Below are 18,270 nucleotides of genomic sequence, written 5' to 3' on the forward strand. Positions count from 1 at the left end.
AGTTTTTTATGTAAGAATATTTTTCTATTTTTGACTATGAATATATTAGTAAAATTTTCAATTATTTCTATTTTTTTGTTTTTGTTGGTGTTTTCCTGCGCCAATTATAAAAGGAATATAACTCCAGGTAAGAATGCTGAAAAAGTAGAATTTACTGAAATAAGAAGGTTGAATGCTGAAATTAATTTAAAAGAATATACTCTGATAAATTCAACAAAGGGGATTAAAGAACTATACAGACAGTTAGATAATTCCAAATTTTCAAGATCAGCACCTATACCAGTATTAGAAGAATCGGGTGCATACTTTTTAGTCTTAAAGCCTCAGTTAAAGAATAAAAAATACGGAGATATTGAAATTGAAAAATTGGAAATGAATAATTCTATTCTATTAGTTAATTATAAAGAGATTGAAAATAGGGAATATGCAGAAGAAAAACAATCAAATCCTATTGTAATACTTAAGGTATTCAATAAACCAACTGAAATAAAGCTAAATTTAATTAAATAAATGTATATGAAAAAAAGATTACTAATTCTTGCAGGTTTTCTCGTAATATCATCTATGGGATTTGCACAGCAAAATCAATGGACAAAGCTTTCGAAGCAAAGTATCAAAGAAACAAAGGAATCATCTGTTAGAGTATCTGACTATGAATTGTTAAGACTGAATACAGATGAACTTAAACAACAACTATCGAATGCGCCCGACAGAAATAAAACGCCTTTGGCAAAGGGTGTTTTAATAAAATTTCCTAATGACCAGGGAGCATTTGACACTTATGAAATATTGGAAGCATCAACAATGCATCCTGATCTTCAATCAAGATATTCTGATATCAAATCATACACAGGACATAGAGTAGGCGATCCAGCTACTAAAATAAAATTCTCATTAGATCCTTATTTTGGTTTAAATGCGGTAATCAGGGGCTCTAAAGGAATGTATTATATAGATTCATACTCACCTGATAATAAGGTTTACAGATTGTATGACAGGAAAAATGCTCAATCAGCCAGTAAATTTGAGTGTCTTTTTAAAGATGATAATTCATTGAAACAAATTGGTTCCGGATTGGAAGGAAAAACAGTTGTTGATGGATTATTGCGTAAATACAGGCTTGCGATTTCTACCACGATAGAGTATACAGCTTATATTGCCCTGCAGGCCGGGGTAAGTACGGGGACTGATGCTCAGAAAAAAGCTGCTGTTTTAGCTGCTGTTAATTTAGTTGTAGCGCGCCTTAATGAAGTTTTTGAAAATGATATTTCTGTAACATTGCAGTTAATTGCTAATACAGATGTTTTGTTTTTTACCAGTGTAGATACTTACGACCCGCTTGATGCTTATCAAATGATTGACGAGAATGTAGTGGTAACAAATAATGCTATTGGAGCGGCAAATTATGATATAGGTCATGTCTTTTTTCAAGCAAACCAAGGAAACGATAATGGTTTAGCTTATACACCTGCCGTTTGTAGCAATACAGTGAAAGCAGGAGGTGTTACTGGATCTGCTGTTCCTGTAGGTGATCCTTTTGTTATCGATTTTGTAGCACATGAAATGGGACATCAGTTTGGGGCAAATCATACACAGAATAACGCATGTAACAGAAACGATGCAACTTCGATTGAACCTGGAAGCGCAAGTTCAATTATGGGATATGCAGGAATCTGTCCTCCTAATGTTCAGAATAACAGTGATGCTTATTTCCATGCGGTTAGCATTCGTGAAATGTATACAACGATCACTTCTCCTTCAAGAAACTGTAGTGTGAATACAGCAACAGGTAATAATGAACCCACTGCAAATGCAGGACCTGATAAAACGATACCAAAACAAACTCCATTCATGCTAACAGGGGTTGGAAATGATCCGGATGGTGATGCTATCACTTATAACTGGGAACAAATTGATTTTGGAGCGGCTCAAATGCCTCCAAGACCGGCAAATGCAGTAGGACCAATGTTCAGATCTTTATGGGCTACCACCTCACCATCAAGATATTTTCCGAGATTATCTACAATTATAGAAGGTTATAATCCAACAATAATTACAGCAAGTAATTACAGAGCCTGGGAAAAATTATCTTCTGTTGCCAGAACATTGAATTTTTCATTATTGGTAAGAGATAATAATCCGGCTGGCGGACAAACAGGTCGCGATGATATTCAATTAACAGTATCAGATGCGGCAGGACCTTTTGTTGTTACTTCTCAAAATCTTCCGGGAGCAGTTTGGAATACAGGTGAGTCTAAAACGATAACCTGGGATGTTGCCAATACAAATGCAGCTCCTGTAAACACTGCAAATGTAAGTATTCTACTTTCGACAGATGGTGGACTTACATTCCCTCACGTATTGGTTGCAAGTACCCCGAATAATGGATCTTATACCTTCAATGTTCCTGGTGGATTAGGTACAGCAAGTAATGCAAGATTAATGATCAAGGCAATTGATAATGTCTTTTTAAACGTAAATACAACAAACTTTACCATCAATTCGACATTAGGAGTAAGTGACTCAGAAAAATCGGAAGCCGGATTTGCTATTTATCCAAATCCTTCTAAAGGTATTTTTACTATCGAAACTAATACGAAAAAAGGAATATCTTATACTGTTTTTGCTATGGATGGAAAATTAGTAAGTCCGAAAAAAGATATTAATAAAACAGGTAAAATCTCCGAACGCGTTAATTTATCTGAACTTCCTACTGGAGTTTATATCATTCAGGTAGATAAAGACGACCAAAGAATTTCTAAGAAATTAATCATTAATAAATAATCAATATCTGTTTAATCCATAAAAAAAAACGTTCAGTGTTACACTGAACGTTTTTTTATTTTTAAGATACATGATCTTACTGGTTAAATTCACTGATGAAATGTAATTTCACATTCGGGAATTTTTCCTGTGTCATATGTATTGTAAAGGAAGAATCTGCCAGAAATACCAGTTGATTGTATTTATCTCGGGCTAAGAATCTCTGTTTTAGTCTTGCAAATTCTTTGAATTCCTCAGATTTCTCATCAGCCTCTATCCAACACGCCTTGTGCATAGAAAGTGGTTCGTAAGTACATTTTGCCCCATATTCATGTTCCAGACGATACTGGATAACCTCATATTGAAGTGCACCCACAGTTCCGATAATTTTTCTGTTGTTCATTTCAAGGGTAAATAACTGGGCAACACCTTCATCCATCAGCTGATCAATACCTTTAGCAAGTTGTTTCGCTTTAAGTGGATCATTGTTGTTGATATATCGGAAATGTTCCGGAGAGAAACTAGGAACTCCTTTAAAGCTCAATTTTTCACCACCTGTTAACGTATCACCGATTCTGAAACTTCCTGTATCATGTAAACCAACAATATCGCCAGGAAAACTTTCATCTACAACTTCTTTTTTATCTGCAAAAAAAGCATTTGGAGAAGAAAACTTCATCTTTTTGCCCTCCCTTACCAATAGGTAATTTTCGTTTCTTTTAAAGGTTCCAGAAACAATTTTAACGAATGCCAATCGGTCTCTGTGTTTAGGATCCATATTCGCATGAATCTTGAAAACAAATCCAGTGAAAGTATTTTCTTCGGGTTTTACGATACGGGTATCACTTTCTTTTGGTTGGGGCATTGGTGCAATTTCAATAAATGCATCCAATAATTCACGAACTCCAAAATTATTTAATGCAGAACCAAAGAAAACGGGCTGCAAATCTCCTTTCATGTAATCCTCACGGCTAAATTCGGGATAAACAGACTGTACCAGTTCAAGTTCATCACGTAAAGACTTAGCTGCTTTCTCTCCAATCAATTCATCGATTGCCGGATCATTGATATTATCAAACTTAACGGAGTCACCAACTCTTTGTTTCTTCTCTTCCAGGAATAATTGGATATTATTTTCCCAGATATTATAAATACCCTGAAAATCACTTCCCATTCCGATAGGTAAAGAAAGAGGAACTACACTTAATCCTAATTTTTGTTCAACTTCATCCAGTAAATCAAAAGCATCTTTACCTTCACGGTCAAGCTTATTAATGAAAACCAGCATGGGGATGTTTCTCATTCTACAAACCTGAACTAATTTTTCAGTTTGCTCCTCAACCCCTTTTGCAACGTCTATTACGACGATTACGGAATCTACGGCTGTTAATGTTCTATAGGTATCTTCTGCGAAATCCTTGTGACCAGGAGTATCCAGAATATTAATTTTGTGTCCTTTATATTCAAAAGCTAATACGGAAGTGGCTACAGAGATCCCTCTCTGTCTTTCAATTTCCATAAAGTCGGAGGTTGCTCCTTTTTTTATTTTATTGGATTTTACAGCACCTGCTTCCTGAATTGCACCCCCGAAAAGCAGAAGTTTTTCTGTAAGAGTAGTTTTTCCGGCATCCGGGTGAGAAATAATTCCAAATGTTTTTCTTTTTTGTATTTCTTTGATTAAGTCTGACATAGTGTATTTTGAAGTTGCAAAAATCGTGATTTTTTATGAGGATTCAAATAAATTAATAAACAAAAAGAAAACACGGTATCTACTTTTTAGATTGGAGGTATCAATATTTGAACAGGTGTCAGCTTGAAAAGTAAAGAAATAGATTTTATAAGAACTTTTTTATTTGCCTATTATAAAACCTGTAAAGGCTTTTTCCGACAAGTAGATGAATGAAGAATTTTCTTTTTTAGTTGTTTGGGGCTTTTAAAAAAATTACCTTTGTTTATTAAATTTTTACAAAGAAAAAACATGGAAAGCAGCAAATATCCACAGTTTACTTTTACATGGATCGGAGGCGTTGTTTTATTAGGCGGGTTGTTTGTAGGAACAATGTTCGTCTCCTTTTTTAATATTTTTTGGATGTTTGTTTTTAAAGAAAACCTGCAATTCAAAGATTGGTTTTTTATGCTTTCAAATGCTGCAGGATTCTTGACGGCAATTGCTTTTTTTGATTTTTTTATCGTCAGGCCAACCACAAAAAGAAAACTTAATTTTAATTTTTCTCCTACCAATTTTTATACCTATTTCCTGATTTTCCCTTTGATGATAGGGATGATGTTTATTTCAGAATTTATAACTGCTCAGATTCCTACTACAGGTCCTTTCTTTGGTAAGTATTATGAGTTTTTCAGTGAACTGATGAATCAACTGACGGATGATCCTGTTGTAATGATCATCACAGCCGTGATTATGGCCCCGATTTTTGAGGAGATTATTTTTAGAGGGATTATTCAAAAAGGATTAATTAATAAAGGAGTAAAACCATGGAAAGCAATTGTATATGCTTCCATTATTTTTGGATTGGTGCATGGTAATCCCTGGCAGTTAGTAGGTGCTGTTTTATTGGGATGTGTTTTAGGGCTTGTTTATTTTAAAACTAAATCTTTGTTATTACCAATGCTTCTGCATGGGTTCAATAATTTATGCTCATCATTATTGATCACCTATACGAAAAATGAAAGTTTTTCAGAAGCTCTTAAAGTTTCTGAATGGATATTACTGGCAGTAGGAATTGTACTTTTCTCTTTATTCTATTATCTTTTTATGAAAAAGTATAAAGTACATTATTCGGAAATTTAATTTAAAAAAATGAAAAAGGATATGGAATTATTAGTTGCAACACACAATCAACATAAAAAAGAAGAGATCCAGCAAATATTAGGAGCTGATTATCTTGTTAAGAGTCTCACGGATTATGATATTCACGAAGAGATCGTAGAGGATGGAGATTCTTTTAATGCTAATGCTTTAATAAAAGCAAAATACTGTTTCGAGAAAACCGGGATTCCAAGTTTAGGCGATGATAGCGGATTGGTTGTTGAAGCGTTGGATGGCAGGCCGGGTATTTTTTCAGCCCGCTATGCCGGGGATCATGACTTCGGTAAAAATATTGAAAAGGTATTAAGTGAGATGGAAGGTGTTGAAAACCGGAAAGCCTACTTTATTACTGTTTTATGCTATTATGATGAACAGGGAGCTCAGTATTTTGAAGGCAGAGCTTATGGAAATTTATTAACAGAGAATAAAGGTTTTAAAGGTTTTGGATATGATCCGATTTTTGTGCCACAAGGGTATGACAGAACATTTGCAGAAATGAACCCGGAAGATAAAAATGAAATTAGCCACCGTAAGCAGGCTTTAGATCTGTTTTTGAACAATTTAAAAGTTGTAGATGGACAGTAATAATAATTTAGGATGTAAGTATATCCAAAATTTCTGTTGTACATTTGTTATAATAAACTATTGATTTGAGTACTTATTTAACGATATTAGGTTTTAACTCAGCGATTCCTACAATTAATACTTCTCCGACAGCGCAATTGTTAGAAATGGAAGAACGACATTTTCTTATTGATTGTGGAGAAGGAACCCAGGTACAGCTAAGAAAAGCAAAAGCAAGATTTTCGAAAATTAATCATATTTTTATTTCCCACCTTCATGGGGATCACTGCTTTGGACTTCCCGGCCTTATTGCATCCTTTCGGTTATTGGGACGTGATACTCCTTTACATGTATATGGTCCGAAAGGAATTAAGAAGATGCTAGAGACTATTTTTACAATCACTGAAACGCATCGGGGATTTGAGATTGTTTATCATGAGCTGGATAAAGATTATTCTGAAAAAATTTATGAGGACAATAGGGTAGAAGTTTATACTATTCCTTTAGACCACAGGATTTATTGTAATGGCTATCTTTTTAAAGAAAAACCAAAAGACAGACATATCAATATGAAGGAGATTGCCAAATATGACGAGATTGAGGTTTGTGATTATCATCATATTAAAGCAGGAAAAGATTTTGTACTTAGTGATGGATATGTTCTGAAAAATGAGATCTTAACCGTTGATCCTATACCGTCAGTTTCCTATGCCTTCTGTAGTGATACCCGGTATCTTGAAAGCGTTATTCCTATTATTAAAAATGTAACGGTTTTGTATCATGAATCAACATTCTTACATGATCTAAAAGAAATGGCAGATTATACAGGACATGCGACAGCTTTGGAGGCCGCTACAATAGCGCAAAAAGCAGAAGTGGGGAAATTAATTTTGGGACATTTTTCCAATAGATATGGAGACCTTACCGTATTTACTGATGAAGCCAGAAATGTTTTTCCTAATACTTTTTTACCAAAAGCACTGGAAAGTGTGAAAATCTAAGTGGAGTTATGAAATTTGATGAATTAAAAGATTTTTTAAATGAGAAATCTGATCAATATAATAATTATGATTTTATTGAATATGATCCCATACAGATTCCGCATCGTTTTTCTTTAAAACAGGATATTGAAATTGCCGGTTTTTTATCAGCAACAATATCATGGGGAAATAGAAAAGCCATTATTAAATCTGCTGAAAAGATGTTAGATATTATGGGAAATTCTCCTTACGATTTTGTAATGAATTTTTCAGAAAAAGATCTGCATTCAATTCAGGATAAAAGTATCCACAGAACTTTTAATGGTGAGGATTTTACTTATTTCATTAAGCAGTTCAATAAAATCTATAAGGAGAATGAAAGTTTAGAAAGCTTATTTAAGATTGAAGATGCTGAAACTAATTTTTTACACGCTATTGAGAGATTCAGGGTTTCTTTTTTAGAAACCGGAAAGCATAGAAGTCACAAACATGTAAGTTCACCCTATAAAAATTCATCTTCAAAAAGAATTATCATGTTCTTGCGCTGGATGGTAAGAAAAGATAAACGCAGTGTCGATTTTGGAATTTGGGAGAATATAGATCAGAAACATTTATCTATTCCATTAGATGTTCATACAGGGAATATTTCCAGAAAATTGGGGTTAATTACAAGAACTCAGAATGATTGGAAAACGGTAGAAGAGTTAGATAAGGTGATAAGGCAATTTGACGATAAAGACCCGGCAAAATATGATTTTGCTTTGTTTGGATTAGGAGTTAGTAAAGAATTTTTATAAAATTAAAAGTGATGAAAACGCAGACCGAAAAAACAGAAATTCTGGAAAAGATTGCTACTGGTATTACCTGGTGGATTGGTTCTATCCCGTCACTCATTGTTCATACCCTATTTTTTATAATTTCATTTCTCCTCCCGTTACTACATATTGTAGAGTTCGATAAAATGCTTTTGATTCTAACCACAGTGGTATCTCTGGAGGCAATTTATCTTGCTATATTTATTCAGATGTCTGTTAATAGAAGTCACGAAAAAATTGAAGATATTCAGGAAGATATAGAAGACATTCAGGAAGATATCGAAGAGATTAGCGAAGACATTGAAGAGATCAGTGAGGATATAGAGGAAATCAGTGAAGATATAGAAGAGATTAATGAAGATATTGAAGATATTCAGGAAGATATAGAAGAGATTAATGAAGATGAAGATGATGAGGATCATAATGAAAGGGCAAAAAAAGTGATATTAAAAAGCAGCGTGAACTCGAATAAAAATGAGATCAAAGCTTTAAAAGATCAAATTCTCCTTCTTCAAAATGAAATAAATAATTTAAAGAAAGAATGATAAATGAAATTGATCAAAAATCACTTTTTTTAGTTCAATAAGGATTTCTTAATCATTTTTTAATATAGCTTTTTTCTAATTTTAAGCTAAATATTAAATTTTTTATTGCTAAAAACTGCCCAACTAATTGTTTAATTATGGTGAAATATTAAAATAGTATTTATTTTATCTAATACTGTTTTGATTCATAAAAAACGAACATCATATCTTTATTTTTATTATTTTTGGACAAACAATACCAAAATGTTAAATTATAGATTGAAAAACTACTTTTTCTTTTTAATATTACTATTAGCTCCCCTATTTTTATTTTCTCAGAATACGAAGAAAATGCCTCAGCGGAAAGTGAAAAAGGAGAAGTTTACGGCAGCAAGTATGAAAACTGGAGCATTTATTGATGTAAATGTAGCTTCCTATGCTCCTTCTGCTTTTACTCCGGCACAGCTTGTTAAAGACATCCTTATTAATGGAGGGACGAATTGCTCAACACCTAATGTAACGAATGTAACAGTTAGCCCTAATCATGATGTTGGGAATAATGACAGATTTTGGGGGTACTTTCATAAAGGAACAACCAGTTTCCCTTTTACAGATGGAATCGTTTTAACGACAGGATATGCAAGAGAGGCGGGAAATACCTTATATACCGGAGGAAGTTTGTCTGGGACAATTTCATCACAAGGTGATCCTGACCTTGCTGCGGCTACCGGTACTAGCCAAGGTAGTCAGCGTGATGCAGTTGCTTTAGAGTTCGATTTTGTTCCTAATTCTAATCAGGTTAAATTTAATTATTTGTTTGCATCTGAAGAATATTCCGGAGGGTATCCATGTAATTACTCAGATGCCTTTGCATTGCTTATAAAACCTGTAGCCGGAGGACCTTATGTCAACGTAGCGATTCTTCCTGGAACGGCAGGTGCAGTAAGTGTTACCAATATACGTCCCGCAAATGAAGATAACGGAGATCCTTTAACTTGTGGGGCTCTTAATGAAGCATATTTTGCAGGATATAATACAGCTAATATAGAGACGAATTATAATGGAAGAACAATTCCTTTAACAGCGATTGCAGATGTTACTCCCGGTGTTGCTTATCATTTTAAAATGGTTTTATCAGATTATAATGATCAGAGTTTAGATTCAGCTGTTTTTTTGGAAGGAGGATCTTTCGATATAGGAATAAAAATTGTAGATGGAACGGGTGCTATTTTACCAGATACCATCCATATGTGTGATAATACACCACAGATATTAAAAGCGCAAGTAAGCGCTGTACCGGGAATGACTTTCCAGTGGTTTAAAGATGGGGCTCCTATTCCGGGAGCTACAAATGTCCAGTATATTGCAACACAGCCTGGTGTATATGAAGTAAAAGTTTCTGTACCTGGAAATCAGTGTCCGGGATCAGCAACAATAACAATTATAGGGGGGACGACACCAACAGCACATGATGCTATATTGAAGATTTGTACGACTCCAAATGCACTTAATTTTGATCTAAATACAGCAACCCCATTAATTAGCACAACGACAGGTGCTGTATTTCATTTCTATGTAAATCAGGCAGATGCTGTTGCTCAGAATAATAGCTTTATCACTAATTTATCTAGTTATGATGGTACAGATGGTCAGATTTTATACGTAGTGGTTTCCAATGGAGCATTTTGTAGCAAAATGATTAAGCTAACCCTTAAAAAAGAAGCTACTCCGATCGCTCAGGTCGTTTCTTCAAAAATGAAAATCTGTTCAGGTGAATCTGCTATACTTACAGCTTCCGGTGGTGTTACCTATTTATGGAGTGATGCGTCAACGACTGGTGCAGTAAGAACCGTAAGCCCTACTCAAACAACAACGTACACAGTATATGCTATCGGAGCACAAGGATGTAAATCATTGCTGCCTGCTACTGTAACGGTAGAAGTGGTTCCAGCTATTGTTTCTTCTCTTAAGGGGGGAATGATTTGTACTGGTGACCAAATTACCTTAGATGCAGGATCAGGACCTAATTATACTTATTCCTGGAATACAGGTGCAACTACTCAAACCATTACTGCAGCTACACCGGGTACCTATACCGTAACGATCGACAATGGTGTTTGTTCTAAGATATTTACTACAGAAGTAATTCAGGCTATTCCTCCAGTTGTGATTAAGGTAGATTACAATGCTAGTGGAACTATGGTTATTACTGCTAGTAATCCAAGTAACGGACCACTGGAGTATTCTGTTGATAACGGATTAACATGGCAGCCTTCTAATGTATTCAATAATGTTCCTAAAAATAAAGTTATAGCAATCAGGGTTCGAGTGAAAAATACAAGTTGCGTAGGATACCTGGAATATTTTACTTTTATAATGAAAAATGTAATTACACCTAATGGAGATAATGTAAATGATATTATTGACTTTAGAGGAATTAACGAGTATAAAGATTTTACAGCAAGTATATTCGACCGTTATGGACGTGAGGTTTATAAAGCTGAAAAAGTAAGACCTTATTGGGACGGTTATTTCCAGGGCAAACGTTTACCTTCATCATCATATTGGTATCAGGTAACTTTTGAAGATCCTGCAAGTAAAGAAAAAGCGGTAAAAACTGGTTGGATATTATTGAAGAACTTTGAATAATTTGAATAATGTATTAATCATACTTATAAAAAGACTAACGATACGTTAGTCTTTTTTTGTTTTTTAATTAAATTTAAATGGATAGTTTAATATAAATAAGTTTATATTATTAATAATACAATTTGCTTTGATATGAATTTCAATCAAAAAAAATAGTATTTTTGTTGAAAACAATATAAAATGTTAAATAGGAGGACAGGAAGTTTATTTTTGGCTTTATTTTTAGTTCTTGTAGGTACTCTGGTTTTCTCTCAAAGCAGAGGGAAGGTTGTTCCATCGAAACCACCTAGAGCTGAAAGTATGAAAGCCGGAGTATTTATTGATGTAAATGCGCCCGGATATCCAGAATCGAACTATAACATTACTCAATTGGTTAAGGATGTCTTGATAACAGGAGGTTCTACATGTACCACAGCAAATGTAAGTAATGTTTCCGTATCTCCTAATTTAGCAATAAGTGATCAGAATAGAAGTTGGGGTTATTTTAATAAGGCAACTACCAACTTTCCTTTTGCAAAAGGAATTGTCCTTGTAACGGGATTTGCAAGAAAGGCCGGGAATAATTTTCAGGGTACTTTAAGTGATGGCTTACCATCAGGTGGAGATAGCGATTTAGCAAATGCCATTGGTGTCAATAATTCTAGTTTAAAAGATGCAACTTTTATAGAGTTTGATTTTGTTCCAAGCTCTACAGAGGTTTCATTTAGATATATATTTGCCTCTAAAGAATATAATAGTCAGAACCAATTTGCATGTAGTATTTCAGATGGTTTTGCCTTATTATTAAAGAAAGTAGGTGATCCAAATTATACCAATCTGGCAGTGCTTCCTAATGGCGCCGGACCTGTAAGTGTTACAAATATACATCCATTAATTCCTCCTAGCAGCACTTTTCCAGGTTGCGGTCCTGTCAATCAGCAATATTTTGCAGGAATGAATAACCCACAAATTGAAACCAATTTCGATGGACGAACTGTTCCATTAATTGCAAAAGGAACTGTGATTCCTGGCCAGACTTATCATTTTAAAATGGTTTTAGCGGATTTCCAGGATGTTAATTTTGATTCTGCAGTTTTTTTAGAAGCCGGATCTTTTGATATAGGAGTTCAGATTTTGGGACCTGCAGGGGTAGCACTTCCACCATCTATTAATGTTTGTGATAATACACCACAAGTACTTACTGCTTCAGTTCAGAATTCAACCGCTTCTTATCAGTGGTTTTTAAATAATGCTCCTATTCCCGGAGCAACAAGTGCTACTTATACAGCAACACAACCAGGAGTTTACACTCTTCATGTTCTGCTTGCTGGAAATACGTGCCCCGGAATAGCTACTGTTACTATTGTTGGTGGAACTTCTCCTACAGTTCAGAATTCAACATTAACAGCTTGTTATGCTCAAGGAAACGCAATTTTTAATTTGCCGGCTGCGCAAGCATCGATCAGTGGAACACCAGGAGCTACTTTTTCTTATTATGCAAGTTTAGCTGATGCTAACGCCGGAAATGCTAATACTATTGCTACACCGACTGCGTATTCTAGCCCCGGAGGACAAACAGTATATGTTTTGGTGAAAAGTGGTTTTTGTTCAAAAGTAGCCCAGCTGCAATTGATCAAAGCACCACAGATGACAGGGACTATAGCACCGCCAACAGCCTTAACATGCGCTAACTCACAAATAACACTGAATGCTTCAACATCAGTATATCCACCTGGATCTACATTCAACTGGACTACGACTGGTGGAAATATAGTTTCCGGAGGGAATACATTAACTCCTGTAGTAAACACTGCAGGAACTTATACACTAACAATTTCTAATACCTATCAGCCAGGAAATATAACCTGTACGGCTACTGCTAATGTTACCGTGGTAGGAGACAGTGCACCACCTACAACAACGGTGGTAGCGACAAAAGTATTGATCTGTGCTGGAGAAACAGTTACATTAACAGCTTCTGGAGGTGCTACTTATAATTGGGTTGGACTACCTGGAACGGGAAATACACAAACCGTTACACCTGCAGCTACCACAACTTATACGGTAACAGCAGTAGGAGCAAATGGCTGTGTTTCTCAAACTGCAGCAACAATAACAATTGAAGTTTCCCAACCTATTACGGTTCAAAATGCCACATTATTAAAATGTTATCAGGCTGGTAATATAACCTATGATCTGACCTCTGCTCAACCACAAATAACTAGTGTGGCAACAGCTACATTTGCTTATTATGTACTTTTGGCAGATGCCAATGCTGGAAATGGAAATACAATTGCAACGCCTGCCACTTATTCAAGTCCAGGAAATCAGACTGTATATGTTTTAGTGAGAAACGGTGGTTGTAGCTATGTTGTTACACTGCAATTGCTAAAAACAGCAGAAACTACTCTAACAATTGCAGCACCACAAAGTATTACTTGTACAACGCCACAATTAACATTAAACGCTTCAGCTTCAATAATTCCTGCTGGTTCTTCAATATTATGGACCACTACCGGAGGTACTATCGTTTCGGGAGCTAATACGTTAACTCCTGTTGTGAATGCTGGTGGAGTTTATACTCTAACAGTACAAAATACCACACAGCCAGGAAATTTAAGCTGTACCTATACAGCAAATGTTACCGTAATAGAAGATAAAACACCTCCCGTTGCCACGGTAATCTCTTCTCATGCACAAATTTGTTTAGGAGAATCAGTTACTTTAACTGCAAGTGGAGGAGTAACTTATAATTGGGTTGGATTAACGGGTAACGGTAGTACGCAGGTTGTCTCTCCAGCACTAACAACTACTTATACTGTTTTCGCAGTAGGAGCAAATGGATGTATTTCAACAAATCCAGCAACTGTTACGGTTGTAGTGGGGCCTCCTGTAGCAACAGTTTCTGCTTCAAAACTAAAAATATGTGTTGGTGAATCAGTCACTTTAACTGCTTCCGGAGGTATTACATACAATTGGGTAGGATTAACGGGTAATGGAAATACACAAGTTGTTTCCCCAACTGTTACCACCACCTATTCGGTGTATGCATTGGGAGGAAACGGATGTACTTCTGTTAATCCGGCTAAAGTAACCATTGAAGTAGTTCCTGCTATTACTTCTACTTTAGAAGATGTGTATGTGTGTGTAGGTGAAACTGGAGTTTTAGATGCCGGAAGCGGTCCTAATTACACTTATATCTGGAGTAATGGCGCAACAACCCAAACTATTTCAACAAATGTCACCGGGACTTATACAGTGACAATTAGTAACGGAACCTGTACGAAAGCTTTTACAGCTCAATTATTGAATCCTAATTTGCCTCAGTTTACCAATATTGTCTTTGAAAATCATGTTCTTACGCTAAGTGCAACGAATCCTACAGGGGGTATTTTAGAATATTCTATCGATGGAGGAGTTACCTGGCAAAATTCCAATATATTTTATAATGTTTTAAATAACAACAATTATAATTTAGTGGTAAGAGTAAAAGATGCCAAATGTAGTACAACTTTAAGTTATTACACTTTTGTAATCAATAATGCAATTACTCCTAATTCTGATGGGTTAAATGATACCATTGATTTCTCTGGAATAAGTAGTTATAATAATTTTGCAGCTTCTATTTTTAATAGATATGGACAGGAACTCTTTAAAGCTACAAAGCTTGAACCTGTCTGGAGAGGAAATGTAAAAGGACTTAATCTACCTACTGCTACCTATTGGTATAGAGTGCAATGGGAGAATCCTGCAAGCAAAAAGTTAGAATTACGAACAGGTTGGATATTATTGAAAAATAGGAATTAATATTCAAAAATATGCGATAAAAGTAAAGTCTTCCATAAACGGAAGACTTTACTTTTTTAACATAATAATGTTAAATATGTATGTGGTATGTTTAAAAAAAAATTAAATTTGTTGAAACAAAAATATTATGAAGAGATATCTCCTATTGTTTTCTTTTTTTTTAATCTCATTGAATTTTTATCATTCACAAACTACACCAGCCAGAAAGCCCCAAGTAAAAAAACTTTCGGCTTCGGCAGCCAAAGCAGGTACTCTTATTGATGTAAATGCTCCTGGGTATAATGAGTCGAATTTTACAATGGATCAATTAGTGAGGGATGTGTTAATATCATCAGGAACTAATTCATGTGTTACACCGAGTGTGACAAATGTTGTAGTAACTCCTAATTTACCAGCTAGCGACGTGGATAGGGCTTGGGGATATTTTCATAGATCCACAAGTAGCTTTCCTTTTAAAGATGGAATTGTATTAGTCACAGGAAAGGCTAATCGTACAGGGAATACACCGGACACAGGGCTTAGTGATGTGGTCGGGACGGGTAGTGATCCTGATCTAGTAGCAGCAACAAATCCAAGTAAACCACTATTTGATGCCGTAATCTTGGAATTTGATTTCGTTCCTACGTCATCTCAGGTTAAATTTAATTATTTAATGGCTTCTGAAGAATATACAGGTAGCTATCCATGTGGATTCGCGGATTCATTTGCTTTACTAATCAGACCATCTACGGGTGGACCTTACACTAACATGGCAGTATTGCCTAGTGGAGGAGGTCCTGTAAGTATTACAAATATTCACCCCGAAATTACAGGTTTTGGAGGATGTCCTGCTATAAACGAAACATTTTTTGCAGGTTATAATCCGCCCATTAGTGATACAAACATTAATGGGAGAACAATTCCCCTTACTGCAACAGCAACCGTAGTTGCTGGTCAGCAATATCATTTTAAGATGGTAATTGCAGATGCTGGAGATACTTCTTTTGACTCAGCGGTATTCTTAGAAGGAGGATCTTTTAATATTGGTGTAGATTTGTTAGATCCTTCGGGAGCTACTTTACCATCGGATATTAATGTTTGTGACAACGTACCACAAGTGATCACAGCGTCTGTGAGTGATCCTAATTTATTATATCAATGGTTTTTTAACGGAACACCTGTTACAGGTGCAACTACTAACACGATCACGGCTATTCAACCTGGAACATATACTATTGAAGTAAGTGTCCCGGGGAATCCATGCCCGGGTAAGGCATCTATCCAAATTCATGGTGGAACAACTCCTAATGCAAATGATGCTACATTATTACTCTGTACTACTCCTGATATTACAACATTTGATCTGGTTGCTGCAATGCCAACAATGAGTACAACACCAAATGCGGTATTTCATTTTTATGAAAATCAGGCTGATGCTATAGCTCAAAACGACAATTATATTACTACTCCATTGAGCTATAATGGAAATGATGGTCAGATACTTTATGTAGTCGTTTCTAATGGGGGCTTCTGCAGTAGAATGGTTGAACTTAAACTATTTAAAGAAGCTTCTCCTACTGCGCATGTTGTTTCTACAAAATTAAAAATATGTCCAGGTGATTCTGTAAATCTTACTGCGACTGGTGGGGTAACCTATCAATGGAGTAATTTTACAGGTACTGGTAACACTCAAACGGTAACTTTATACAATACAACAACATTTACAGTATATGCAGTCGGTGCAAAAGGATGTAAATCTTTGCAACCTGCAACAGTTACTGTAGAGGTAGTACCTGAAATTGTTTCTCCTTTAAAGGATGTTGAAATGTGTATTGGGGACAGAGTGACATTAGATGCAGGAGCCGGTCCTAATTATAAATACTTATGGAGTACAGGTGCAACTACACAGACTATTTTTGTAGATCAATTAGGAATCTATTCTGTAACGATCGATAACGGATACTGTACAAAGGTGTTTACGTCTAAAGTAATGGCAGCTACATTACCTTTTATTACAGGATTAGATTATAATAATAGCAATACATTAACAATTACTGCTGTAAATCCATCAATTAACAATAATCCTGGAGTACTGGAGTATTCTGCTGATGGTGGAGTTTCATGGCAGACCTCTAATGTATTTCCTGGTTTAATAGATAATACAACGTATAATCTACAGGTAAGAATACAAGGAACACATTGTGTAGGAACCCTTGACTTCTTTACATTAAAGATATCGAATGTTATTACTCCTAATCAGGATGGAATCAATGATGTTCTTGATCTTAAATCGCTCGGTGATTTTGATAATTTCACAGGATCTATTTATGATAGATATGGTGTTGAAATGTTCAGGTTCACCAAACAGAATCCAGTCTGGGATGGAACAGTAGGAGGTAAGAGATTATCGACTGCTACATATTGGTACAAGTTCAACTTCCAATATCCTAAATCAAAAGCTCAGATGAACTGGTCGGGTTGGATCATGCTTAAAAACAGAGAATAAATAGATTATCAATCATATAATTCATAAAAAAGCCTTTCAGATTTTGAAAGGCTTTTTATATTCTTATCTTTTTCAGTTATAGATTCTCTTTCCATTGCTTGGTGAAAGCTATAAAATCATGAATACTAAGTTCTTCAGCTCTTTTGTCTAAAAATTCATGAGTTTTTAATACTTCAGGAATGTTCAGTATTTTAAGTGAATTAGATAATTTCTTTCTCCTTTGGTTGAATCCCGCTTTTACGATCTGCTTAAAAAGAACTTCGTTACCAGCTAATCCTTCCTTGGGATTTCGGGTCAATTTGATAACTCCGGATTTCACTTTTGGAGGTGGGTTAAAAACATTTTCATGAACCGTGAACAGATAAGAGACATCGTAATAGGCCTGAATAAGTACCGATAAAATTCCATAATCTTTTGTTCTGGGAACCGCTGCAGTCCTTTCAGCAACTTCCTTTTGGAACATCCCTACCATTTCTGGTACCAGTTCGTAATAATCTATTATTTTAAATAAAATCTGTGAAGATATATTATAAGGGAAATTTCCAATAATAGCAATTTGCTCATTGTTTATAGAGGCGAAATCCTGTTTTAGAAAGTCTCCTACAAAGTTTTTCTCTGTAATTTTAGAATAGTGCTTTTTGAGATATTCTATAGATTCATTATCTATTTCTGCCAGATAAATATATTGATCTTTTTCTAAAAGATATTTTGTGAGGACTCCCATTCCTGGTCCCACTTCCATGATATTATTGTAATTTTCAAAGCTTAGGCCCTCTACAATTTTTCTCGCGATATTTTCATCTGTCAAAAAGTGTTGACCAAGATGTTTTTTTGCTTTTACACTCAAAGTTTTTTATGATTTCGTTAACAATGATTT

The 18,270-nt window shown here is 35.2% G+C and carries 12 protein-coding genes; 10 read left to right on the forward strand and 2 right to left on the reverse strand.

The genetic code is table 11. The features are described from left to right. Window positions 1-36: 36 nt before the first annotated feature. On the forward strand, window positions 37-510 hold the full coding sequence (locus NG806_RS22180) for a hypothetical protein (protein WP_214826357.1): 474 nt from the start codon (window positions 37-39) through the stop codon (window positions 508-510). Between the two features lie 6 nt (window positions 511-516). Continuing rightward, window positions 517-2,784, forward strand: coding sequence for a zinc-dependent metalloprotease (locus NG806_RS22185; protein WP_261511375.1), 2,268 nt, complete (start codon window positions 517-519; stop codon window positions 2,782-2,784). A gap of 76 nt (window positions 2,785-2,860) precedes the next feature. Here NG806_RS22185 and NG806_RS22190 read toward each other — a convergent pair whose 3' ends face one another. After that, window positions 2,861-4,453 (reverse strand): peptide chain release factor 3, encoded by a 1,593-nt coding sequence (locus NG806_RS22190; protein WP_261511376.1) that lies wholly within the window; start codon window positions 4,451-4,453, stop codon window positions 2,861-2,863. A gap of 288 nt (window positions 4,454-4,741) precedes the next feature. Here NG806_RS22190 and NG806_RS22195 point away from each other — a divergent pair, with 288 nt between their 5' ends. The 8 genes from NG806_RS22195 (at window position 4,742) to NG806_RS22230 (ending at window position 17,393) form a co-directional block, all read left to right on the forward strand. Continuing rightward, entirely contained in the window at window positions 4,742-5,572 is an 831-nt protein-coding gene (locus NG806_RS22195; protein ID WP_261511377.1) for a CPBP family intramembrane glutamic endopeptidase, read from the forward strand. 9 nt (window positions 5,573-5,581) lie between these two features. After that, window positions 5,582-6,175: an RdgB/HAM1 family non-canonical purine NTP pyrophosphatase gene (gene rdgB, locus NG806_RS22200; protein ID WP_214826351.1), complete on the forward strand. Its 594-nt coding sequence runs from the start codon at window positions 5,582-5,584 to the stop codon at window positions 6,173-6,175. Window positions 6,176-6,240: 65 nt separating this feature from the next. Then, complete coding sequence (locus NG806_RS22205) at window positions 6,241-7,155, forward strand: ribonuclease Z (RefSeq protein ID WP_214826349.1); 915 nt, start codon at window positions 6,241-6,243, stop codon at window positions 7,153-7,155. Window positions 7,156-7,163: 8 nt separating this feature from the next. Then, window positions 7,164-7,931 (forward strand): TIGR02757 family protein, encoded by a 768-nt coding sequence (locus tag NG806_RS22210; protein ID WP_261511378.1) that lies wholly within the window; start codon window positions 7,164-7,166, stop codon window positions 7,929-7,931. A gap of 11 nt (window positions 7,932-7,942) precedes the next feature. Then, the gene (locus NG806_RS22215) at window positions 7,943-8,494 is read left to right on the forward strand and encodes a DUF1003 domain-containing protein (protein WP_214826345.1); all 552 of its coding nucleotides are present in this window, start codon (window positions 7,943-7,945) and stop codon (window positions 8,492-8,494) included. A gap of 243 nt (window positions 8,495-8,737) precedes the next feature. Next, the gene (locus NG806_RS22220; RefSeq protein ID WP_214826343.1) at window positions 8,738-11,122 is read left to right on the forward strand and encodes a choice-of-anchor L domain-containing protein; all 2,385 of its coding nucleotides are present in this window, start codon (window positions 8,738-8,740) and stop codon (window positions 11,120-11,122) included. 180 nt (window positions 11,123-11,302) lie between these two features. Next, window positions 11,303-14,908, forward strand: coding sequence for a choice-of-anchor L domain-containing protein (locus tag NG806_RS22225; protein ID WP_261511379.1), 3,606 nt, complete (start codon window positions 11,303-11,305; stop codon window positions 14,906-14,908). A 127-nt stretch (window positions 14,909-15,035) separates the two neighbouring features. Further along, window positions 15,036-17,393 carry a choice-of-anchor L domain-containing protein gene (locus tag NG806_RS22230; RefSeq protein WP_214826339.1) on the forward strand — a complete coding sequence of 786 codons (2,358 nt, stop codon included), beginning with the start codon at window positions 15,036-15,038 and terminating at the stop codon, window positions 17,391-17,393. A 76-nt stretch (window positions 17,394-17,469) separates the two neighbouring features. On the opposite strand, the gene rsmA is transcribed toward NG806_RS22230, so the two are convergent. Beyond that, window positions 17,470-18,240 (reverse strand): 16S rRNA (adenine(1518)-N(6)/adenine(1519)-N(6))-dimethyltransferase RsmA, encoded by a 771-nt coding sequence (gene rsmA / locus NG806_RS22235; RefSeq protein WP_261511380.1) that lies wholly within the window; start codon window positions 18,238-18,240, stop codon window positions 17,470-17,472. Window positions 18,241-18,270 lie beyond the last annotated feature (30 nt).

This window comes from Chryseobacterium paludis, assembly GCF_025403485.1.
Classification (GTDB): Bacteria; Bacteroidota; Bacteroidia; order Flavobacteriales; family Weeksellaceae; genus Chryseobacterium; species Chryseobacterium paludis.

Coding starts and splice junctions, on each gene's coding strand:
- NG806_RS22180 (WP_214826357.1), top strand. CDS start 37: ATGAATATATTAGTAAAATTTTCAATTATTTCTATTTTTTTGTTTTTG.
- NG806_RS22185 (WP_261511375.1), top strand. CDS start 517: ATGAAAAAAAGATTACTAATTCTTGCAGGTTTTCTCGTAATATCATCT.
- NG806_RS22190 (WP_261511376.1), bottom strand. CDS start 4,453: ATGTCAGACTTAATCAAAGAAATACAAAAAAGAAAAACATTTGGAATT.
- NG806_RS22195 (WP_261511377.1), top strand. CDS start 4,742: ATGGAAAGCAGCAAATATCCACAGTTTACTTTTACATGGATCGGAGGC.
- rdgB (WP_214826351.1), top strand. CDS start 5,582: ATGAAAAAGGATATGGAATTATTAGTTGCAACACACAATCAACATAAA.
- NG806_RS22210 (WP_261511378.1), top strand. CDS start 7,164: ATGAAATTTGATGAATTAAAAGATTTTTTAAATGAGAAATCTGATCAA.
- NG806_RS22215 (WP_214826345.1), top strand. CDS start 7,943: ATGAAAACGCAGACCGAAAAAACAGAAATTCTGGAAAAGATTGCTACT.
- NG806_RS22220 (WP_214826343.1), top strand. CDS start 8,738: ATGTTAAATTATAGATTGAAAAACTACTTTTTCTTTTTAATATTACTA.
- NG806_RS22225 (WP_261511379.1), top strand. CDS start 11,303: ATGTTAAATAGGAGGACAGGAAGTTTATTTTTGGCTTTATTTTTAGTT.
- NG806_RS22230 (WP_214826339.1), top strand. CDS start 15,036: ATGAAGAGATATCTCCTATTGTTTTCTTTTTTTTTAATCTCATTGAAT.